Here is a 20557-nt window from a genome sequence, read left to right as displayed (position 1 = left end):
CTCTCCTTCTGCTTGTCACCACGTGTCGATGAAACGGCGCGATCCGGCCGCCGGCGTATCGCCCGCGGCCGACGCCGGGAGCGCCGAGGCCAGGCCGCGCAGCAGCCAGTGGCGTGTGTCGGCCGGGTCGATGACGGCGTCGATTTCCAGGTGGCTAGCCATATTAAGCGCTCGGCCACGCTGGTAGGCGCCCTCGATCATGCGCGCAAACAAGGCTTCGCGCTCGTCCGGGTCGGCCACCGCTTCGAGTTCCTTGCGAAAGCCCAGCCGGATCGAGCCCTCGATGCCCATCGCGCCGAACTCGCCGCTGGGCCAGGCTACGGTAAAGAACGGCGCGCTGAAGCTGCCGCCCGCCATGGCTTGCGCGCCCAGGCCATAGCCCTTGCGCAGCACCACGGTGAAGAAGGGTACGCGCAGCGCGCCGGCGGTCACGAACAAGCGCGAGACGTGGCGCACCGTGGCGGTCTTTTCCGCCTCCGGTCCCACCATGAAGCCGGGCGTGTCGCACAGCGAGACGATGGGCAAGCCGTGCGCATCGCACAACTGCATGAAGCGCGCGGCCTTGTCGGCGGCCGCGGCATCGATGGCGCCGCCCAGGTGCCGCGGGTTGTTGGCGATGCAGCCGAAGGCGCGGCCCTCGATCCGGATCAGCGCGGTGATGATGCCCGCGCCAAAGGCGGCGCGCAGTTCCAGCACGGAGTCGTGATCGGCCAGCGCTGCGAGCACCCCGCGCATATCGTAGCTGCGCAGCCGGTTCTCGGGAATCAGGTGGCGCAGCGCGCGCGCGTCGCCGGCCTCCCAGTCGGGCAGGTCGCCCTGGAAATAGGACAGATAGCGGCGCGCCGTCTCCACCGCCGCTATCTCGTCGTCGACCAGCACGTCGATCACGCCGTTGGGTGCTTGCACGCTCACCGGGCCGACTTCCTCCGGAGCGAACACGCCGAGGCCGCCGCCTTCGATCATGGCCGGGCCGCCCATGCCGATGGTGGCGTTGCGCGTGGCGATGATCACGTCGGCGCAGCCTAGCAGCGCGGCATTGCCGGCAAAGCAGCGCCCGGAGACGATGCCCACCAGCGGCACCTGGCCGGACAGCCGCGCGAACTGGATGAAGGACGTGCAATCCAGCCCGGCCACCACCGGGGTGTCGGTGTCTCCGGGCCGCCCGCCGCCGCCTTCGGCGAACAGCACCACCGGCAGGCGCCACTGGCGCGCCAGCGCCAGCATGCGGTCCAGCTTCTTGTGGCCGTAGAAGCCCTGGGTGCCGGCCAGCACCGTGTAGTCGTACGCCAGCACCATGCAGCGCGCATCCTTGGCCGGGAAGCGTTCGGCATTGACGGTGCCAATGCCGGTGACGATGCCGTCGGCCGGCGTCGCGCGCTCCAGGTCTTCCACGCTGCGGCGCTGGCGTTGCGCGGCGATGGCGAGCGCGCCGTACTCGATGAACGTGCCTGCATCGCACAGCTGGGCGATGTTCTCGCGCGCGGTGCGCCCGCCGCGGGCATGGTGCTTGTCCACCGCCTGCGGGCGGGCCGCGTCCTGCGTGAGCGCGTGGCGGGCCAGGGCGTCGCGCAGGTCCGCGCGGATATGGGCGGGGTCCACGGTGGCGCTGTCCCGCGCTCCATGATGGCCGCCTTCATCCAGCGACAGCACGATCACCGGCGCGCCCGCGCGCAGCACGTCGCCGGGCGCGGCCAGCACGCGCAGCACTTCGCCCGCGCCCGGCGCTTCCAGCGGGTGTTCCATCTTCATGGCTTCGATGATGGCCAGCGATTGGCCGCGCCGCACGCGCTCGCCGGGGCGCACCTGGACCGCTGCCAGCGCGCCATCCATGGGTGCGCTGAGCAACTCGGCATCGTCGGGCAGGTCGTCCGGCAGCGTGGATGCGAGCGCTTGCGCGCTGCTGGGCGCGGCCACTGCATGCAGCGCCGGATGACCGGGATCGCTGCCCTGCGACTGCGCCGCGAGGGCCGGCAGCGCCGCGTCCAGGTACTGCGTGTGGACTGCGTTGCGCCGCACATCGTCGCGCAGCAGCAGGTCCTGCAGCAGCCTGCGGTTGGTGTCGATGCCCTCGATGCGGAACTCGCACAGCGCCCGATAAGCCTGGGCCAGCGCGCGCGCGTAGTTGCCGCCGGGCTCATGCACGATCAGCTTGGCCAGCAGCGAGTCGAAACGCGGATTGACCGTCATGCCGGCATAGCCCGCGCCATCGACGCGCACGCCGGGGCCGCTGGGCGGCTCGTAGGCATCGATACGGCCGCTGGCGGGGCGCAACTGGCCCTGCGCGTCGAGGTGCTCGGCGTTGATGCGCAACTGCACCGCGATGCCGCGCGGCGCGGGCGCTTGCGCCAGCCCGAGGTGGCCGAGATCCTGCCCGGCGGCAATGGCCAGCTGTACCTGGACCAGGTCCACGCCGGTCACCATTTCCGTGACGGTGTGCTCCACCTGCAGGCGCGGGTTGGCCTCCATGAACCAGAACTCGCCATCCGCACCATCCGCACCCAGCAGGAACTCAAAGGTGCCGATGCCGCGATAGGCGCTGGCGCGCGCCAGCGTGATCGCGGCCTGGGCCAGGCGCGCTCGCATGCCTGCATCGAGCGAAGGGCTGGGCGCCACTTCAACCAGTTTCTGGTGCCTGCGCTGCAGGCTGCATTCGCGCTCGCCCAGGGCGATCACGCCGCCGGCCGCATCTGCCACCACCTGGATCTCGATATGGCGCGGCGCATGCACGATGCGCTCCACGTAGACGGCGCCGTTGCCGAACGCAGCCGTGGCCTCGGAGACGCAGCGGGCATAAGCCTCGTCGATGTCCGCTGCCGCGTGCACCGCGCGCATGCCGCGCCCGCCGCCGCCGGCCAGCGCCTTGATCATCATGCCGGCCGCCTTGCCCGGTGCTTGCAGCGAGGCAAAGAACGCGTGCGTCGCCTCCAGCGTTGTCGGCCCGGTGGAGCCCGGCACCACCGGCACGTCGCACTCGTGCGCCAGCGCGCGCGCGCGCGCCTTGTCGCCGAACAGGCGCAGCACATCGGGTGCGGGGCCGACAAAGGCCAGGCCGGCATCCAGGCAGGCCTGGGCAAATTCCGCGTTCTCGGACAGCAGGCCGTAACCCGGGTGGACCACGTCGCAGCCACTGCGGCGCGCGGCGTCCACGACCTGCGCGATATCGAGGTAGGCGCGCGGGCCGGTGCCAGGCAGGGCCACCGCGCCATCGGCCTTGCGCACGTGGAGGGCGTCGCGATCGTCCTCGCTAAAAAGGGCCACGCTTTCCAGGCCCATGGCCGCGGCGGCGCGGGCGATGCGGATGGCGATTTCACCGCGATTGGCGATCAGTAGCTTGCGCAACGTCATGAGGCGAAGAAGGTGAATGTGGCGGATTTCATAGGGGGGGGCGTCGCGGGATCAGCCAAGCTGCTCGGCCAGCGGCGCCAGGTCCTGCTTGCGCACCTTGCCCGTGGCGGTCAGCGGCAGGGCGTCGACAATATGCACCAGCGGCACCTTGTAGACGGCCATGTTGGCGCGGCACCATTGCACCAGCGCGGCGTTGTCCACCGTGCCGATGGCTTCGGGCTTGAGCATGACAAAGGCCACCGGCAACTGGCCCCGGTCCTCATCCGCGCGGCCCAGCACCGCCGAGCCGAGAATGGCCGGATGCTGGCCCAGCAGCGCCTCGATCTCGGCCGGGAACACGCTCATGCCGTTGACCTTGAGCATCTCCTTGCGCCGGCCAAGGTAGTGCAGATAGCCGTGCTCGTCGATCAGGCCAATGTCGCCGGTGTGGAACCAGCCGTTGCGTAGCGATTCGCGCGTGGCGTCGGGTTTGTTCCAGTAGCCTTTGAGCAGGGTCGGCGTGCGCACGCACAGCTCGCCCTCGGCACCCGGCGGCAGCAGCTCGCCGCTGGTGAAGTCGCAGATCTTGAACTCGGTGCCCGGCACGGGCAGGCCGACAAAGATGGGCTGGGCGCGCAGGTCCAGGTCATCGTCCTGCATGCCGTAGGCAAAGGTGTTGCAGGTTTGCGTCTCGGTCATGCCCCAGGCGGTCTCGGCAATGACCGAGCCGGTCAGCGCCTGCCACGCGCGGCGATAAGGCAGGTTGAGCTTCTTGACGAAGGACGATACGCCCACGTAGCGCAGCGAGCGCAATGCGTACTGCGCCGCGCGCGGGTGCTCCATCACCTCCACCGCGTTGTCCACCAGCATCGACGCGTTGGTGACCCGGTAGCGCTGCACTGCCGCCATGAAGGTCTCGGGATCCCAGCGCGCCAGCAGCACCAGTGGGATGCCGAAGAAGGCGGGGAAGATCAGGCAGAGGTTTTCGCCCGCGATCCAGAACTCAGGGAAGAAGCCCAGCATGACGCTGTCGTCGGCGATGTCGAGCGAGACCGCGCCGAACGCGGCCGCCATGTCCACCATATCGCCCTGGGTGTGGATGCAGCCCTTGGGCAGGCCGGTGGTGCCGCCGGTGTAGTTGAGCGCGGCCACGGCATCGAGCGAGGCCGGTGTGGCAGGGGCTGCGTGCGTGCACGCCGCCATCGCGGACAGCAGGTCGATGACATGGCCGTCCGCTTCGCAGTCATGGCGCGGGGCCTGCACCATGGGCGGCAGCGGCAGCGTGGGCTCGGCGGGAATCACATCGGCAAAGCTGGTCGAAAACAGCAGGGCGAGCGGATCCTGCGCGCCCAGCGCGGCGCGCGTTTCGTGCACCAGCGGCACCAACTGGTCCAGCGCGATCAGCGCGCGCGGCGTGCTGTCGGTGAGCGCGTGCTGCAACTCGGCGCGTTGCGAGAGCGGGCTGATCGGCACGTACACGGCGCCCAGCTTGAGGATGCCGAAGAACACGATGTGGAACTGCGGGCAGTTCGGCATCAGCACCGCCACGCGGTCGCCTGTGCCGATGCCGTGTGCTGCCAGCAGCGCGGCGCAGCGGTCGCTCTGCGCGTCCAGTTCCGCGTAGCTGGTTTCGTGGCCGTAGAAGATCACCGCGGGGCGGTCCGGCCGGGTGCAGCCCCAGTGGCGCAGCATGTCCGTGAGCGGCTGGCGCCCCAGCGGATATTGCGGCGTGCGCGGGGTGCGCTCGGGCCATGCGCGCTGCCAGCGCGCATGCATGTCGGCCAGGTAGGTCGTTTCGTCCATTGGCGGTGTCTCCTTGCTGATGGGCCGCCAAGCCGGCTTGGGTTGGCGAAATTTACTCTTTGGTATATTTGTTTACCCTTGGGTATGATCGTATTGGCATTGCCGTCATGCGTCAAGCCAGGTGCCGCCCGCGTGAATCCAGGTTCAGGGGGAGCGGGTCAACGCCAAAACGGACTGCCGGGCCTTCCAGCCGCGGCGCCATGCGAGAATCGCGTCATGCCGACTGCACAGAAAACCGCTTCCGCCGCCGAGGCCGCTCCGGAGATCGCTCCGGACGCCGCACCTGCCCGCTCGCATATCGCCGAGCGGCAGGAAGCGCGCCGCCGCCAGATCCTCGATGCCGCTGCCCAGCTCTTCTATACCAAGGGCTATCCCGGCATGACGATGAACGACCTGTGCCGCGCGCTGGGCGTGACCAAGCCGGCGGTGTACTACTACTTCACCGACAAGTACGAGATCTTCGACATCTTGTGCCGCGAGTCCGCGCAGACCTGCCTGCCGGTCATCCGCGAGACCGCCGATCCGGCCCTGCCGGTGCGCGAGCGCCTGCATGCCTGCCTGCTGGAAATGGCGCGGCGTTGCATTGCCTGCTACGTGCCCGCCACGCTCAGCTTTCGCGATAACCAGTACCTGCGGCCGGAAACGGTGACGTGGCTGGGCAATATGGCGCGCGCCTTCTACCGCGACCTCTATGCGCTGCTGGAGGAAGGCAAGCGCACGGGCGTGTTCAGCTATGGCGACGCGCGTGTGACCGCGCATGCGATCGGCAGCGTGGTTGGCTTCATGTACACCTGGCACCAGCCTGAACGCATGGAGGCACAGGCGCTGGCGCAAGAGCTGGCCACGAGCATGATGAAGATGGTGTTGCCGGTGGACGCCTGACTTCGGCAAGGCTTTTCGTAGCAGCCTGGCGCAAGCCGCTAGGGGAATTCCCCAGTCCGGGCTGAACTGTGCGCTAAACTTCACGTCAGACAGCAGGGAAGGCCCAGAGGACTTCATCTAACGTGTTGTCTTAACCGGGTCGCGCGTTTAGCATCTGTCGAAAATCGAACGACCATTCAGAAAATCAGGAGACGGTGCATGGAAAGACTGTGGCTGAAGCATTACCCGGCCGGCGTGCCTGCCGAGATCGATAGCAGTGAGTTCCGCTCGCTGGCCGAATTGCTCGAGGCATCCTTCCGCACCTATGCTGATCGCCGTGCCTTTGTGTGCATGGACAAGTCGATCACCTACGGCGAACTCGACCGCATGTCGCGGCAATTCGCGGCGTGGCTGCAGTCGCGCGGGCTCAAGCCGGGCGCGCGCGTGGCCATCATGATGCCCAACGTGCTGCAGTATCCGGTGGTGCTGGCCGCGGTGCTGCGTGCCGGCTTTGTCGTCGTCAACGTCAATCCGCTCTACACCCCGCGCGAACTCGAGCATCAACTCAAGGACAGCGGCGCCGAAGCCATTGTCATCCTCGAGAACTTCGCCACCACGCTGCAGCAAGTGCTGCCTGCCACGCCGGTCAAGCATGTGGTGGTGGCCAGCATGGGCGACCTGCTGGGCGGCCTCAAGGGCGCGATCGTCAATTTCGTGGTGCGCAACGTCAAGAAGATGGTGCCGGCGTGGGAGCTGCCCAACTGCGTGCGCTTCAACGCCGTGCTGGCAGAGGGGCGCGGCATGCAGTTGCAGCCCGCCACCACGGGTCCGGACGACATTGCCTTCCTGCAGTACACCGGTGGCACTACTGGCGTGTCCAAGGGCGCCGTGCTGCTGCACCGGAACATCGTCTCCAACGTACTGCAGTCCGAAGCCTGGATGCAGCCGGCGCTGGCCAAGGGCGCACCGATCGACCAGGTGATCACCATTACGGCGCTGCCGCTGTATCACATCTTCGCGCTGACGGTCTGCTGCCTGCTGGGCATGCGCAGCGGTGGCCTGAGCGTGCTGATTCCCAATCCGCGTGATATCCCCGGCTTCATCAAGGAGCTGCAGAAGTACAAGTTCAACATGTTCCCGGCGGTCAATACGCTATACAACGCGCTGATCAACAGCCCGGATATCGACAAGGTCGACTTCTCCGGCTTGCGCGTGGCCAACGGCGGGGGCATGGCGGTGCAGGAAGCGGTGGCCAAGAAGTGGCTGGCCAGGACGGGCTGCCCGATCATCGAGGGCTACGGCTTGTCGGAGACCTCGCCTTCGGCGACCTGCAACCCCACTGATTCCGACGCGTTCTCCGGCACCATCGGCCTGCCGCTGCCATCGACCGACATCGCCATTCGCGACGACGACGGCGCGGACGTGCCGCTCGGCCAGGCTGGCGAGATCTGCATCCGTGGCCCGCAGGTGATGGCCGGCTACTGGAATCGCCCGGACGAGACCGCCAAGGTCATGACGGCCGACGGCTTCTTCAAGTCCGGCGACATCGGTGTGATGGACGCGCGCGGCTACACCAAGATCGTCGACCGCAAGAAGGACATGATCCTGGTGTCCGGCTTCAACGTGTACCCGAACGAGGTCGAAGGCGTGGCTGCGGAGTGCCCGGGCGTGCTGGAGGTGGCAGCGGTGGGCGTGCCCGACGAGCATTCGGGCGAAGTGGTCAAGCTGTACGTGGTCCGCAAGGATCCCGCGCTGACAGAAGCCGAGCTGATCGCCTTCTGCAAAGAGCGCCTGACCGGCTACAAGCGGCCCAAGTTCGTGGAGTTCCGCAGCGAGTTGCCTAAGACCAATGTGGGCAAGATCCTGCGCCGCGAGCTGCGCGACAGCCGCAAGGCGGCCTGAGCGAAGAGCGCTAGAAAGCCACGCACGCCGCAGCAAGAACGGCCTCCCGCAAGGGAGGCCGTTTTTCATTCAGCGGGGCGCGTCAGCATTCCCGCGAGGGCATGAGCAGCGGCTCGGGGGCGCCGTCGGGATAGACCATCCGCACGCAGGCGCCGGGCTCCAGGCCAGGCGCCGCAGGGCCATTGACGATGACGTTGCCGCCGCCGCCATCCAGTGGCGCCACCGTGTACTGGAACAGGTCCATGCGCGGCCGCGGCTGCGGGCGTAACAACGTGTTCAGGTCGACGGCAAAGCCAACGCCTGCGCCGCTCCAGCCACCGCCGTTCCATGCGCCGCCGCCAACGCCCACGGCGGTGCCCACCGCACCGTTTTCCGGCATGTCGACCTGGCCCACCAGCGTCTTTGCGCCGATGCGCCCTAGTTTGATGGTGACGTTGAGCGGTGACACCTCGGGTCCCGGCGGCGTGCTCTGGCAAGCCGCGAGGAGCAGCGTCATAAGCAACACGCAAAGCGTGCCCGGTCCCGAGCGGGCGGCAGCGTTCATGCGCTCACCAGCCCGGTCTTGAGCCGGCCCAGCAAGCGGAACAGGGCGCGCCGGTCGGTCTGGGGCAGGCCGCCGAACAATTGCTCGATCCAGTCTTCGTGCGCGCGCGCCATCTTGGAAAACGCGGTGCGCCCGGCCGGCGTGAGCCGGATCAGGTAAGCGCGGCGATCGCTCGGCAAAGCCTCGCGCGAGACCAGGCCTTCTTGCTGGAGCTGGTCCGTGATGCCGGTGACGTTGCCGCCGGTGACCATCATGCGGCGCGATAGCTCGCCCATCTTCAGGCCCTCCGGATGGCGGTCGAGCTGGGACATCAGGTCAAAGCGCGGCAGGGTGCAGGCGAAATCCTGGCGCAGCCGGGAGCGGATGTCGGCTTCGACGAGATTGGTGCAGGTCAGCAGGCGCAGCCACAGGCGCAGGGCGTCGTGGGCGTTATCATCGGCGCTGGTTTCGAGATCGACCGGCGCTTCTTCGGCGCCGGCCTTGGGCGGGGCCTCGGCGGCAGGTGGGGTGGGCATCGCGGCACGCTGGTTGTTTGATGCCTCAAGTATATGCGCTTGCATGCCGCCACGGGCCGGTGCTCGCCTCAATCCACCTTGGCGCCCGAGTCCTTGACCACCTTGGCCCACTTGGTGAGCTCGGCGCGGATAAAGGCGGCGAACTGCTCCGGCGTGTTGCCGACCGGGTCGGCGCCCTGGGCCAGCATCTTTTCCCGCATGGCCGGCGTGCCCAGCGCGCGCGCGACTTCCTGCTGGACGCGCGCAACGATCTCATGCGGCGTGCCGGCGGGCGCCAGCAAGCCGAACCAGGAACTGGCCTCGAAGCCGGGCAGGCGGGCCGCCTCTGCCACCGTTGGCACGCCCGGCAGCGCCGGCGAGGGTTTGGCGCTGGTGACCGCCAGCGCCTTGAGCTTGCCGCTCTTGATCAGCGCCATCGACGAGGGCAGGTTGTCGAACATGAGCTGCATGGTGCCGCCGGCCAGGTCGGTCAGGGCCGGGCCGCTGCCCTTGTAGGGGAAGTGCACCATGAAGGTACGGGTCTGGGTCTTGAACAGCTCCCCTGCCAGGTGGATCGAGGTACCGTTGCCGCTCGACGCCATATTGAGCTTGCCGGGATTGGCGCGCGCATAGGCGATCAGGTCGGTGACGCTGTTGATGCGGTTTTGCTGCGCGAAGGCGGGGTTGACCACCAGCACATTGGGCACCGAGGCCACCTCGGTGATGGGGGTGAAGTCCTTGACCGGGTCGAACGGCAGCTTGCCGTACAGAGACTGGTTGATGCCATGCGTGCCGACCGTGCCCATCAGCAGCGTGTAGCCGTCCGGCGCGGCCTTGGCGACCATGTCGGTGCCGATGTTGCCGCCCGCGCCCGGCCGGTTGTCGACGACTACGTTCCAGCCCTGGAGCTTGGACAGCTCGGCGGCGACTGCGCGCGCCAGGATGTCGGTCGTGCCGCCGGCGGGGAACGGCACCACCAGGCGGATCGGCTTGTTGGGGTAGGGGTCCGCGGCTTGCGCGGGCGCTTGCCAGGCGAGGGGGCCAAGGCAGGCAGCGGCGAGGGTGGCAAGCAGCCTGTGGGTCGCGCGGCGGCGGGTGCGGTGCATGGGGTCTCCTGATGGGTGCCTGCGTTTTTTGCTGGACGGCGCGATGGCGTGGTACGCATCGCCGATACGTCCGAAAGGCTGCTGCATTGTAGTGTCGGCATAACAATGTGCCGATAAGGTGATGCCCTAGGACCGAGAGGCGAGGCAGCGCCATGAAAAAAGGCACCCGAAGGTGCCTTTGCCGTGCCGCGCGGATGCGCTTAGAACTTGTGGCGGATACCGACGCCGACGCCCAGCATGTTGTCGTTGTTGGAGCCGAGGAAGTAGCCGTTGGCGAAGCTGATTGCCGAGGTGTCGAAATTCAGGCCGGCGTTCTTCGCGTACGCGGCCGTCAGGTAGACGTCGGTGCGCTTGGACAGGTTGTAGTCGGCGATGAACGAAACCTGCCACGGGTTCTTGACGTTGACGCCGCCGAGGTTCTTGACGTCGTCATAGTTGTACTGCAGCGTCAGGCCCAGCGGTGCGGTGACCTGGTAGTTGGCACCGATCCAGTAGTAGTTGTCGCGCAGAATGGGCGCGCCGTTCTGTGCCTTGGCCTGGCCCCAGCGATAGCCGCCCATGATCTTGGCCGGGCCGAAGGCATAGCTGCCTGCCACTGCCGCCTTCTTGAACGTGCCGGTGTCGCCGGTCGCGCTCAGGGTCGGGTTGTACTGGTCGTAGGCGATGGTCGCGCCGAACGGACCGGCAGCGTAGGCCACGCCGGCGCCGTAGCCGGTGTCGCGGCGGAACTGACCCGGGACTTCGCCGTTGCCTGCCACGCCGTTGCCGAAGGACCAGTGCGCAATCGCGGTCACCGGACCGAACACGCCCGTGTACTTGGCGGTGTTGTCGGAGCGGAAGTTCAGGCCGAGCTGGGCGACCACCGGCTCATACTGGGTGGCGTAGCCGCTGGGCGAGAAGTTGGCGAGCAGGTCGAACAGCGTGGTGTACTGGCGACCAAAGGTGAAGCGGCCAGCCTGGGCGCTTTCGATACCCACGTACGCTTGACGACCGAACAGGCGGCCGCCTTGCTGCAGCGAGCCGGTGTCGAGGGAGAAGCCGTTTTCGAGCACGAACAGCGCCTTCAAGCCGCCGCCCAGGTCTTCCACGCCGCGCAGGCCCCAACGCGAGCCGGACAGGCCGCCGGAGGACATGCGATAGACGGAATTGCCGCGACCGGTGTTGAGGCCGTTGGCGACCGACGGCGCAACGCCGAGGTGATTGACGTATTCGAGGTTCATATCCGCAACGCCATACAGCGTCACGCTGGACTGGGCCTGTGCGGCACCCGCGAATGCACCCAACGCAGCCAGCGCGAGAAGCGATTTTTTCATGCTCGATGATCTCCGTGTAAGAATTATTGGTGGCCAGCGGAGAAACCTCCTGAGTCTCCATTTTCCGCTTACCCAACTTCGTCAGAAGCTGCCAACTACTGTAACAAACCGCCTTCGATTCACAATCGGGTTCACTGCCCTTGTCAGCTTTTCACAACTCAGGGTTTTGGAGTATCAGGCCCTTGTCGGCGCGGGCCAGGCGGGAGAAGCGCGGCAAGCCGCCACGGTACAATGCGGGAAATCCCGAGGGCGTATTCATCGGACCATCTCCCCTTTCAGCCAGGGCGTGGGACGCGGAATCGCTCCGAGCAACCACCAGCGCATGCATCCATGGATACCTTGATTCGCGAATTCGATGTGGCCTTGCGCGCGATCGCGGGCGTCACCCGCGCCAGCCGCGCCAATCCTGCCGAGGCGCTTGCGCCTGACGCGCAGAGCCTGGACGAGACGCAACGCCGCCACGTGGCCGGGCTCATGCGCATCAACCACGTGGGTGAGGTCTGCGCGCAGGCCCTTTACCAGGCCCAGAAGCTGACCGCGCGCACGCCGCAGGTCCGCGCGCAGATGGATGAGGCCGCGCGCGAGGAAGAAGACCACCTCGGCTGGTGCGCCGAACGCCTGCGCGAGCTCGGCTCGCGTCCCAGCCTGCTCAACCCGCTCTGGTACGCGGGCGCGTTTGCCATTGGCTGGGCGGCGGGGCGAGCGGGCGACCGCGTCAGCCTGGGCTTCGTCTCCGAGACCGAGTACCAGGTCGAGCAGCACCTCAATGGCCATCTCGAGCAGATCCCCGTTGCCGACGAGCGGTCGCGCGCGATCCTGGAGCAGATGCGCGATGACGAGGTGAGGCACGGCGCCGCCGCGCGCGAGGCGGGCGGCATGCCGCTGCCCTCGCCGGTGCGTGCGATGATGCGGGCGGCCTCCAAGGTGATGACCACCGCCGCGTATCGGATCTGAGGGACGGCGCAGGAGCGGGAAGCCCCGCCCCGGCGCCTCGCGCGCCGGCCAGCCAGGTACCCCCCCGCACGCGGGGTAGACGCGAAAACGTTGTATCCTTCCATCGGTCCGGCTCGGCCGTTTTTCCTGCTGCAGGCAGTTCCTTCCTCAGTTGTTCTCAGGTGGTTTCTCTGCTTTCTTCCATAAGATCTTCATTTCATTGGGAATTCACTTTTTCGGTGCGCGAGGTGTGCGCGCTAAGTCATTGTTCTAATTAAAAAAACCCGGATTGTTGCCCCACAACGAGCCTTGACCCGTGAAATCGCTTCCTCTAAAGTGGGAAATAGTGTGAGGAAGTGTGTTTTTGTGTGAAAACGCGGTCTGGCTATGGGATCATCGCCCAACGTCGGATTTAAAGGATTCAAGCGCCAGCCGGTGGCAAGCATGCCGGCGCGGACCGGGGAGCTAGCTTGTTTCAGGGCGCATCGGCGCTGTCACTGGATGCCAAGGGCCGGATGTCGATCCCGGCGCGGCACCGTGAAGCGCTACAACAGCAGGCCGAGGGCCGGGTAACGCTGACCAAGCACCCGGACGGCTGCCTGCTGCTGTTTCCGCGCCCTGAATGGGAGAACTTCCGTGGCCGCATTGCGGCTTTGCCGATGGACGCGCACTGGTGGAAGCGCATCTTCCTGGGCAATGCCGCCGATGTCGACATGGACGGCGCGGGCCGGGTGCTGATCGCGCCCGAGCTGCGTAGCGCCGCCTTGCTCGACAAGGAAGTCATGCTGCTCGGTATGGGCAGCCATTTCGAAGTCTGGGATGCCGCAACCTACGCCGCCAAGGAACAGCAGGCGATGGCGCAGGGCATGCCGGAAGCATTAAAGAATTTCTCTTTCTGACGAGGTCATGAGCTCAACCCAAACGCCGGGGACCACCGCCCTGCGCCATCGCACCGTGTTGCTGGACGAGGCTGTCGAAGCCCTGGTCTGGCGGCCCGATGGCGTCTACGTGGACGGCACCTTCGGCAGAGGGGGGCACAGCCGGGCAATTCTGGCCCGGCTGGGCCCGGCCGGGGCACTGGTGGCCTTCGACAAGGATCCGGCAGCAATCGCAGAGGCGGGCACCATCAAGGATGCCCGCTTCTCCATTGAGCACACCAGCTTCGCCGAGATGCCGGCGGCGCTGGCGGGCCACGGAAAGGTCGCCGGGATATTGCTCGACCTGGGCATCAGCTCACCCCAGATCGACGACGCGGAGCGGGGGTTTTCCTTTCGCTTCGAGGGACCGCTGGACATGCGCATGGACACCACGCGCGGCATGACCGCCGCGCAGTGGCTGGCGCAAGCGGATGAGCAAGACATCGCAAGGGTGATACGGGACTATGGGGAAGAACGGTTTGCTGTACAGATTGCAAAGGCGGTTGTTGCTCGCCGGAGCGAACCCGGCCATGGCGGACCGCTTACCACTACTGCCGAGCTTGCCGCGCTCGTGGCGAAAGCCGTCAAAACACGCGAGAAGGGTCAGGACCCTGCGACCCGCACCTTTCAGGCTCTACGGATTCACGTCAATCAAGAGCTTGCGGACCTCGAAAGCGGCCTGAGCGCCGCTTACGACTTATTGCAGGAAGGCGGGCGGCTGGTGGTCATCAGTTTTCATTCGCTTGAGGACCGCATCGTCAAGCGGTTCATGCAGGCGCACGCCCGTCCGCAGCAGAATGCCGATCCCGCCATGCGCCGCGCGCCCCTGCGCGCGGACCAGCTGCCGCAGCCCACGCTGAAGCTGCTCGGCCGGGTCAAGCCGGGCGCCGAAGAGGTTGCCGCCAATCCGCGTGCCCGCTCCGCGGTGATGCGCGTGGCCGAGAAGCTGCCGTCCCCGGCGTCCCCTTCGTCCGCCTCCACCCAGAAGGCGGGCCGCGCATGAACCGCCTGACTTTCTTCCTGCTGGCTGCCCTGATGCTGTGCGCGCTCTCGCTGGTGAGCGCGCAGCACCAGGCCCGCACCCTGTTCGTCGCCCACGAGCGCGCGCAGGCGGAAGAAAAGCAGCTCGACATCGACTGGTCCCGCTTGCAGTACCAGCAGAGCTCGCTCGGCAAGAGCGCGCGCATCGCCGAAGCGGCCCGGACACAGCTGAAGATGACGCCGGTGTTGCCCGGCAGGACCCAATACCTGGCCGGCGTGGTGCTGGACGCACCGCCCGCCAGCGCGCCCGCGGCTGCAGCACCCGAGGGGAGTAAGCCATGACCATCGCCCGGCCCTCGCAAAACGCCCAGCGCGGCAACCCTTCGCGCCCGCGCACCGGCCAGTTCGCCGCTAGTCCCGTGCTTGGCCTGCGCCTGCCGATGTGGCGCTCGAAGCTGGTGGTGTTCATGATGTTCGCCGCCTTCGTCGCCCTGGCTGGGCGCGCGCTCTGGATCCAGGGCCCGGGCAACCAGTTCTACGAGGCCGAAGGCAAGAAGCGCTTCCAGCGCACGCTTGAGCTGCCCGCAACGCGCGGCAAGATCCTCGACCGCAATGGGCTGGTGCTGGCGACCAGCTTGCCTGTGAAGGCCATCTGGGCGGTCCCGGAGGATGTGCCCGACGAGATCGACGCTGACAAGATCCGCCAGTTGAGCAAGCTGCTCGACATGAGCGACAAGGAACTGCGCCGCAAATTTACGGAAGACAAGAGCTTCGTCTACCTGAAGCGCCAGGTGCTGCCGGATGTCGCGGACAAGATCGCCGCGCTCAAGATCGAAGGCATTCACCAGACCCGTGAATACAAGCGCTTCTATCCGGAAGGCGAGGCGATGGCGCACATCGTCGGCTTTACCAATGTCGAAGACCGCGGCCAGGAAGGCGTGGAGCTGGCGCGCGAGGGCGTGCTGGCCGGCAAGTCCGGCGCGCGCCAGGTGATCAAGGATCGCCTTGGCCGCGTGGTGGAGGATGTGGGCATCCTCAAGACGCCGCGCGACGGCGAGGACCAGCAGCTCTCCATCGACGCCAAGATCCAGTACCTGGCCTACAACGAGGTCAAAGCCATTGTCGAGCGCAGCAAGGCGAAGGCGGCCAGCGCTGTGGTGCTCGACGCGCAGACCGGTGAGGTGCTGGCGCTGGCCAACTGGCCGACCTACAACCCCAACGACCGCACACGCCTGTCGGGCGAGCAACTGCGCAACCGGGTCCTGACCGACACCTTCGAGCCGGGCTCGATGATGAAGCCGATCACGATCGGCCTGGCGCTGCAGCTCAAGCGCGTCACGCCGTCGACGGTATTTGCCACGACCGGCAAGTTCAACTACGAAGGCGCCACCATCAGCGATACCCACAACTACGGGGCGCTGACCGTGGCCGGCATCATCCAGAAGTCCAGCAACATTGGCACGACCAAGATTTCGATGCTGCTCAAGCCGCAGGAAATGTGGGATATGTATATGAGCGTGGGCCTGGGCCAGGCGCCCAAGATCGGCTTCCCCGGCGCCGTGGCCGGACGAGTGCGCCCGTACAAGAGCTGGCGGCCCATCGAGCAGGCGACCATGTCCTATGGCTACGGCCTGTCGGTGTCGCTGTTCCAGATCGCCCACGCTTACACCATCTTCGCCCATGATGGCGAGCTGATCCCGGTCACCATGTTCCGGAACCAGGGCCCGGTCACTGGCGAGCGCGTGCTGTCGCCAGAGGTGGCGCGCCAGGTGCGGGCCATGCTGGAGACGGTGACGGCGCCTGGCGGCACTGCGCCCGAAGCCCAGGTGATGGGCTACCGGGTTGGCGGCAAGACGGGCACGGCGTACAAGCACGTGGGCCGCGGCTACGACCGCAGCAAGTACAGGGCTTCCTTTATCGGCCTGGCGCCGATGTCCAACCCGCGCGTGATCGTGGCCGTGAGCGTGGATGAGCCTACTTCCGGCAGCCACTATGGTGGCGCCGCGGCGGGCCCGGCCTTCTCCGCGATTACCGGCGGTGCGCTGCGTGCGCTCAATGTGCAACCGGATTCGCCGATCCGGCAGTTGGTCGTGAGCGACAAGGTGCAGGAAAGCGAACCGTGGAGCGCGACGCAATGACCCGCACACTGCTCCCCCTCGAAGTGGCCGCGCAGGCTGGCGATGCCTTGGCCTGGCTGCGCCAGCACGCCCCCGCCGGCGCCAAGCTGACGGGCGACACGCGCCGGCTGGCCCAGGGCGACGTGTTCTTTGCCTATGTGCTGGGCAATGCGCGCCTGTCGACAGATGGGCGCCCCCATATCGCCCAGGCGATTGCCCGCGGCGCCAGCGCCGTGGTCTTTGAGGCCGATGGCTTTGCCTGGCCGCATGGCGAAGGGGTGCCGCATCTTGGCGTGCCGGGCCTGCACCAGCTCGCCGGCCCGATTGCCGCCGGCTGGTATGACAACGCCGCGCGCGATCTCGCCGTGACCGGCATCACCGGCACCAATGGCAAGACGTCCTGCTGCCAGTGGCTGGCGCGCGTGCTGCAGGCCGCGGGCAAGCGCTGCGCCACCATCGGCACGCTTGGCACCGGGTTTCCTGATGCGCTCACGGCGACCGGTTTCACCACGCCCGACGCTGTCCAGTTGCAGGACAGCCTGGCCGCGCTGCATGGCGCCGGCGCGCGCGCGGTTGCCATGGAAGTGTCCTCGCACGGCCTGGAGCAAGGGCGCGTGGCCGGCACGCACTTCGCGGTGGCGGTGCTGACCAACCTGACCCAGGACCATCTCGACTACCACGGCACCATGGCCGAGTACGAGGCGGCCAAGACCCTGCTGTTCCAGTGGCCGGGCCTGCGTGCCGCCGTGATCAACCGCGACGATGCCATGGGTGGTCGCTTGCTGGCCAGCCCCGCGCTCGCCGCTCAGGTGATCGAGTACGGCATCGATGGCGCGGCCGGCCCGACCCGCAAGGCAGGCCAGTGGCTGCGCGCGACCAACGTGCGCGCCACCGCTGCCGGCACGGCCTTCCATGTGGATGGCAGCTTCGGCAGCGCCGATGTCAGCACGCCGATGATCGGCGCCTTCAATGTCAGCAACCTGCTCGCCGTGCTGGGCGCCACGCTGGCTAACGGCATTGCCTGGGACGCCGCCCTCGACGCGCTGCGCGCGCTCAAGCCGGTCGATGGCCGCATGGAGTTGTTCGGCGGCAGCCATGGCGGCCAGGACGGGCCGCTGGCAGTGGTCGATTACGCCCACACCCCGGATGCACTGGAAAAGACGCTGGACGCGCTGCGCCCCGTGGCCCAGGCCCGCAAGGGCCGGCTGTGGTGCGTGTTCGGCTGTGGCGGCGACCGCGACCCGATCAAGCGCCCGCTGATGGGCGAAGTGGCCGAGCGGCTAGCCGACGAGGTGGTGCTGACCAGCGACAACCCGCGCAGCGAAGACCCGCAAGACATCCTGAACGCCATTGCCGACGGCATGGCGGATCGCAGCCGCGCGCACCTGATCGAGGACCGCGCAGCCGCCATCCTGTATGCCATCAAGCACGCCACCGTAGCCGATGTGGTGCTGGTGGCCGGCAAGGGGCACGAAGCCACCCAGGAGGTGCAGGGCCGCAAGCGGCCTTTCTCCGACCGCGAGCATGTCCGGCTGACGCTGGGCACGCGTGGGGTGTCAGCATGACGCAATACACCATGACCGATTTGCAGCAAGCCGCCGGCTGGATCGCCGGCGCGCGTCTTTCCGGGCCCGACGGCGCAGGCAGCCGGGCGTTCGCGCGCGTGCTGACTGACAGCCGCATGGTCCAGCCCGGCGACCTGTTCGTCGCGCTCAAGGGCGAGCGCTTCGACGCGCACGACTTCCTGGCCGACGTCGTGGCGCGTGGCGCCGCCGCGGTGCTGGTGGACCGTGAGCCCGACGCCGCGCTTGGCATTCCCGCCATCGTGGTGCCCGATACCCGCCTGGCGCTGGGCCAGCTGGCCGCCGGCTGGCGCCGCCGTTTCAGCTTGCCCGCGGTCGCGGTGACGGGCAGCAACGGCAAGACCACCGTCAAGGAAATGATCGCCGCGATCTTCGCGGCGGCGGTAGGGGAGGGCGCCCGCCTGGCAACGGGCGGCAACCTGAACAACGATATCGGCCTGCCGCTGACCGTGCTGCGGCTGTCCGCCGCGCACCGGCTCGCCGTGCTCGAACTCGGCATGAACCACCCGGGTGAGACCGTCTACCTGGCCAGCATCGCCCAGCCTACCGTGGCGGTGGTGACCAACGCGCAGCGCGAGCACCAGGAGTTCATGGTGAACGTGGAGGCCGTGGCGCATGAACACGCCGCGGCGATCGCGGCGTTGCCCGCAGACGGTGTGGCGGTGTTCCCGCTCGACGCCGAAGGCGGCGGCGCGCATGCCGGCATCTGGCGCCAGGCAGCCGGTGCGCGCCGCGTGCTGTCGTTCGGCCTGGATGCCAGCGCCGATGTCCGCGCCGATGTGGCGCTGGACGACGGCGTGCAAGTGATGCAGGTCAGCGCGCCTGGCGCCGCGTTCGAGGTCCGCCTGTCGGTGCTTGGCACCCACAACGTGCGCAACGCGCTGGCGGCGATCGCCTGCGCGCTGGGCGCGGGCGTCGGCATCGCTGCGATCCAGGCAGGGCTGGCCGGGTTTGCCGCGGTCAAGGGCCGGCTGCAGGTCAAGCATGCCACCGGCGGCACGCTGGTGATCGATGACAGCTACAACGCCAATCCCGATTCGGTGCGAGCCGCCATCGACGTGCTGGCCGGGTTTGCCGCGCCGCGTTTGCTGGTGCTGGGCGACATGGGTGAAGTGGGCGACCAGGGGCCGGCCTTTCACACGGAGATCGGCGCCTATGCGCGTGCGCGCGGCATCGAGGCGCTGTGGGCGACGGGCGCGGCCATGGTGCACGCGGTGCAGGCGTTTGGCGCCGCAGCCCGGTATTTCGAACGGGCCGAGGACCTCGCCCAGGCGTTGGCGCAAGACAAGGACGGTACCGTGGCGGCGGCAAGCGCGGTACTGGTGAAGGGATCTCGGTTCATGCGGATGGAACGGATGGTCGATGCGCTGGTCGCAATCACTCCCGCGCATTAATCGTCATCAACAGTTATTTACGCAATCAATCAGATAGCCCGGCGCCGCTGGGTGGTTGTCGAAAGGAATACGGATACACGATGTTATTGGCTCTGGCCCAGTGGCTGCAAAACGACTACAGCTTCCTGCGGGTCTTCAACTACCTGACCTTCCGCGCGGTGATGGCTAACCTCACCGCGCTTTTGATCGGGCTCGGCCTCGGGCCGTGGGTGATCCGCAAGCTGACCGAACTCAAGATCGGCCAGGCGGTGCGCACCATCGGCCCGCAGTCGCACCTGGTCAAGGCCGGCACACCCACCATGGGCGGCGTGCTGGTGCTGGTGTCGATCGCCATCTCCACGTTGCTGTGGTGCGACTGGGGCAATCGCTTTATCTGGGTCGTGATGCTGGTGACCCTGGGCTACGGCGCGATCGGCTGGGTGGATGACTACCGCAAGGTGGTGTATCGCGATCCGCGCGGCATGTCGAGCCGCGAGAAGTTTTTCTGGCAGACCCTGATCGGCCTGGTGGCCGCGGTCTACCTGGCGTTTTCGGTATCGGAAAGCAGCAATGTGCGGGTGTGGGACCTGTTCCTGGGCTGGGTCGAAGGCGGTTTGTCGCTCGACATGCCTTACAAGTCCAACCTGATCGTGCCTTTCTTCAAGGAAGTGAGCTATCCGCTGGGCGTGGCCGGCTTCATCGTGCTGACCTATCTGGTGATCGTGGGTTCGAGCAATGCGGTGAACCTGACCGATGGGCTGGACGGCCTGGTGATCATGCCGGTGGTGCTGGTTGGCAGCGGGCTGGGCGTGTTTGCCTACGTGATGGGCAGTTCGGTCTACAGCAAGTACCTGCTGTTCCCGCATATTCCCGGGGCCGGCGAGTTGCTGATCTTTTGCTCGGCGCTAGCGGGGGCGGGGCTGGCCTTCCTCTGGTTCAACGCGCACCCGGCCCAGGTCTTCATGGGCGACGTTGGCGCGCTGGCGCTGGGCGGCGCGCTGGGCACGGTAGCGGTGATCGTGCGCCAGGAGATTGTGCTGTTCGTGATGGGCGGCATCTTCGTGGTGGAAACGTTGTCCGTGATGCTGCAGGTGGGTTGGTTCAAGATCACCAAGCGGCGCTACGGCGAGGGCAGGCGGTTGTTCAAGATGGCGCCGCTGCACCACCACTTTGAATTGTCGGGCTGGAAGGAAACGCAGGTGACGGTGCGCTTCTGGATCATCACCATGTTGCTGGTGCTGATCGGGCTGTCGTCGCTCAAGTTGCGCTGAAACCAGCGCGTATCTATTAACGCAGTCACGCAAGA

At 67.1% G+C, this 20557-nt stretch carries 16 protein-coding genes; 10 read left to right on the top strand and 6 right to left on the bottom strand.

Annotation, left to right across the window (positions count from 1 at the left end; all coding sequences use genetic code 11):
* Positions 1-15: 15 nt before the first annotated feature.
* On the bottom strand, positions 16-3345 hold the full coding sequence (locus F7R26_RS18095; protein WP_150986791.1) for an acetyl-CoA carboxylase family protein: 3330 nt from the start codon (positions 3343-3345) through the stop codon (positions 16-18).
* A 51-nt stretch (positions 3346-3396) separates the two neighbouring features.
* The gene (locus F7R26_RS18090; RefSeq protein WP_150986792.1) at positions 3397-5127 is read right to left on the bottom strand and encodes an AMP-binding protein; all 1731 of its coding nucleotides are present in this window, start codon (positions 5125-5127) and stop codon (positions 3397-3399) included.
* Positions 5128-5343: 216 nt separating this feature from the next.
* Between F7R26_RS18090 and F7R26_RS18085 the strand changes: the two genes are divergently transcribed.
* Both F7R26_RS18085 and F7R26_RS18080 read left to right on the top strand, forming a co-directional pair.
* Positions 5344-6009 carry a TetR/AcrR family transcriptional regulator gene (locus F7R26_RS18085; protein ID WP_150986793.1) on the top strand — a complete coding sequence of 222 codons (666 nt, stop codon included), beginning with the start codon at positions 5344-5346 and terminating at the stop codon, positions 6007-6009.
* A 198-nt stretch (positions 6010-6207) separates the two neighbouring features.
* Entirely contained in the window at positions 6208-7890 is a 1683-nt protein-coding gene (locus tag F7R26_RS18080; RefSeq protein ID WP_150986794.1) for a long-chain fatty acid--CoA ligase, read from the top strand.
* 82 nt (positions 7891-7972) lie between these two features.
* Here F7R26_RS18080 and F7R26_RS18075 read toward each other — a convergent pair whose 3' ends face one another.
* The 4 genes from F7R26_RS18075 to F7R26_RS18060 all read right to left on the bottom strand — a co-directional run bounded on the left by F7R26_RS18075 (position 7973) and on the right by F7R26_RS18060 (position 11347).
* On the bottom strand, positions 7973-8434 hold the full coding sequence (locus tag F7R26_RS18075; protein ID WP_150986795.1) for a hypothetical protein: 462 nt from the start codon (positions 8432-8434) through the stop codon (positions 7973-7975).
* Positions 8431-8949 (bottom strand): MarR family winged helix-turn-helix transcriptional regulator, encoded by a 519-nt coding sequence (locus F7R26_RS18070; RefSeq protein ID WP_150986796.1) that lies wholly within the window; start codon positions 8947-8949, stop codon positions 8431-8433. Before F7R26_RS18070 ends, F7R26_RS18075 begins: the two co-directional genes overlap by 4 nt.
* Positions 8950-9017: 68 nt before the next feature.
* Positions 9018-10034: a Bug family tripartite tricarboxylate transporter substrate binding protein gene (locus F7R26_RS18065; RefSeq protein WP_150986797.1), complete on the bottom strand. Its 1017-nt coding sequence runs from the start codon at positions 10032-10034 to the stop codon at positions 9018-9020.
* Positions 10035-10234: 200 nt separating this feature from the next.
* Entirely contained in the window at positions 10235-11347 is a 1113-nt protein-coding gene (locus F7R26_RS18060) for a porin (RefSeq protein WP_150986798.1), read from the bottom strand.
* 330 nt (positions 11348-11677) lie between these two features.
* On the opposite strand from F7R26_RS18060, the gene coq7 reads away from it, so the two are divergent.
* The 8 genes from coq7 to mraY all read left to right on the top strand — a co-directional run bounded on the left by coq7 (position 11678) and on the right by mraY (position 20522).
* Positions 11678-12301 carry a 2-polyprenyl-3-methyl-6-methoxy-1,4-benzoquinone monooxygenase gene (coq7, locus tag F7R26_RS18055; RefSeq protein ID WP_150986799.1) on the top strand — a complete coding sequence of 208 codons (624 nt, stop codon included), beginning with the start codon at positions 11678-11680 and terminating at the stop codon, positions 12299-12301.
* A gap of 449 nt (positions 12302-12750) precedes the next feature.
* Complete coding sequence (mraZ, locus tag F7R26_RS18050; protein ID WP_150986800.1) at positions 12751-13179, top strand: division/cell wall cluster transcriptional repressor MraZ; 429 nt, start codon at positions 12751-12753, stop codon at positions 13177-13179.
* A gap of 7 nt (positions 13180-13186) precedes the next feature.
* Complete coding sequence (rsmH, locus tag F7R26_RS18045; RefSeq protein WP_150986801.1) at positions 13187-14200, top strand: 16S rRNA (cytosine(1402)-N(4))-methyltransferase RsmH; 1014 nt, start codon at positions 13187-13189, stop codon at positions 14198-14200.
* On the top strand, positions 14197-14520 hold the full coding sequence (ftsL, locus tag F7R26_RS18040; protein ID WP_150986802.1) for a cell division protein FtsL: 324 nt from the start codon (positions 14197-14199) through the stop codon (positions 14518-14520). The genes rsmH and ftsL overlap by 4 nt, the downstream gene beginning before the upstream one ends.
* Positions 14517-16316 carry a peptidoglycan D,D-transpeptidase FtsI family protein gene (locus F7R26_RS18035; RefSeq protein WP_150986803.1) on the top strand — a complete coding sequence of 600 codons (1800 nt, stop codon included), beginning with the start codon at positions 14517-14519 and terminating at the stop codon, positions 16314-16316. The genes ftsL and F7R26_RS18035 overlap by 4 nt, the downstream gene beginning before the upstream one ends.
* Positions 16313-17860 carry a UDP-N-acetylmuramoyl-L-alanyl-D-glutamate--2,6-diaminopimelate ligase gene (locus tag F7R26_RS18030; protein WP_150986804.1) on the top strand — a complete coding sequence of 516 codons (1548 nt, stop codon included), beginning with the start codon at positions 16313-16315 and terminating at the stop codon, positions 17858-17860. Before F7R26_RS18035 ends, F7R26_RS18030 begins: the two co-directional genes overlap by 4 nt.
* Positions 17857-19272: a UDP-N-acetylmuramoyl-tripeptide--D-alanyl-D-alanine ligase gene (locus F7R26_RS18025; RefSeq protein ID WP_150986805.1), complete on the top strand. Its 1416-nt coding sequence runs from the start codon at positions 17857-17859 to the stop codon at positions 19270-19272. The genes F7R26_RS18030 and F7R26_RS18025 overlap by 4 nt, the downstream gene beginning before the upstream one ends.
* A gap of 80 nt (positions 19273-19352) precedes the next feature.
* Entirely contained in the window at positions 19353-20522 is a 1170-nt protein-coding gene (gene mraY / locus F7R26_RS18020; RefSeq protein ID WP_017227540.1) for a phospho-N-acetylmuramoyl-pentapeptide-transferase, read from the top strand.
* The last annotated feature ends 35 nt before the right edge of the window (positions 20523-20557 follow it).

Origin of the sequence: Cupriavidus basilensis (genome assembly GCF_008801925.2) — a bacterium.
Lineage (GTDB): Bacteria > Pseudomonadota > Gammaproteobacteria > Burkholderiales > Burkholderiaceae > Cupriavidus > Cupriavidus basilensis.
This window is presented reverse-complemented; position numbering and strand designations above follow the sequence as displayed.

Coding starts and splice junctions, on each gene's coding strand:
- F7R26_RS18095 (WP_150986791.1), bottom strand. CDS start 3,345: ATGACGTTGCGCAAGCTACTGATCGCCAATCGCGGTGAAATCGCCATC.
- F7R26_RS18090 (WP_150986792.1), bottom strand. CDS start 5,127: ATGGACGAAACGACCTACCTGGCCGACATGCATGCGCGCTGGCAGCGC.
- F7R26_RS18085 (WP_150986793.1), top strand. CDS start 5,344: ATGCCGACTGCACAGAAAACCGCTTCCGCCGCCGAGGCCGCTCCGGAG.
- F7R26_RS18080 (WP_150986794.1), top strand. CDS start 6,208: ATGGAAAGACTGTGGCTGAAGCATTACCCGGCCGGCGTGCCTGCCGAG.
- F7R26_RS18075 (WP_150986795.1), bottom strand. CDS start 8,434: ATGAACGCTGCCGCCCGCTCGGGACCGGGCACGCTTTGCGTGTTGCTT.
- F7R26_RS18070 (WP_150986796.1), bottom strand. CDS start 8,949: ATGCCCACCCCACCTGCCGCCGAGGCCCCGCCCAAGGCCGGCGCCGAA.
- F7R26_RS18065 (WP_150986797.1), bottom strand. CDS start 10,034: ATGCACCGCACCCGCCGCCGCGCGACCCACAGGCTGCTTGCCACCCTC.
- F7R26_RS18060 (WP_150986798.1), bottom strand. CDS start 11,347: ATGAAAAAATCGCTTCTCGCGCTGGCTGCGTTGGGTGCATTCGCGGGT.
- coq7 (WP_150986799.1), top strand. CDS start 11,678: ATGGATACCTTGATTCGCGAATTCGATGTGGCCTTGCGCGCGATCGCG.
- rsmH (WP_150986801.1), top strand. CDS start 13,187: ATGAGCTCAACCCAAACGCCGGGGACCACCGCCCTGCGCCATCGCACC.
- ftsL (WP_150986802.1), top strand. CDS start 14,197: ATGAACCGCCTGACTTTCTTCCTGCTGGCTGCCCTGATGCTGTGCGCG.
- F7R26_RS18035 (WP_150986803.1), top strand. CDS start 14,517: ATGACCATCGCCCGGCCCTCGCAAAACGCCCAGCGCGGCAACCCTTCG.
- F7R26_RS18030 (WP_150986804.1), top strand. CDS start 16,313: ATGACCCGCACACTGCTCCCCCTCGAAGTGGCCGCGCAGGCTGGCGAT.
- F7R26_RS18025 (WP_150986805.1), top strand. CDS start 17,857: ATGACGCAATACACCATGACCGATTTGCAGCAAGCCGCCGGCTGGATC.
- mraY (WP_017227540.1), top strand. CDS start 19,353: ATGTTATTGGCTCTGGCCCAGTGGCTGCAAAACGACTACAGCTTCCTG.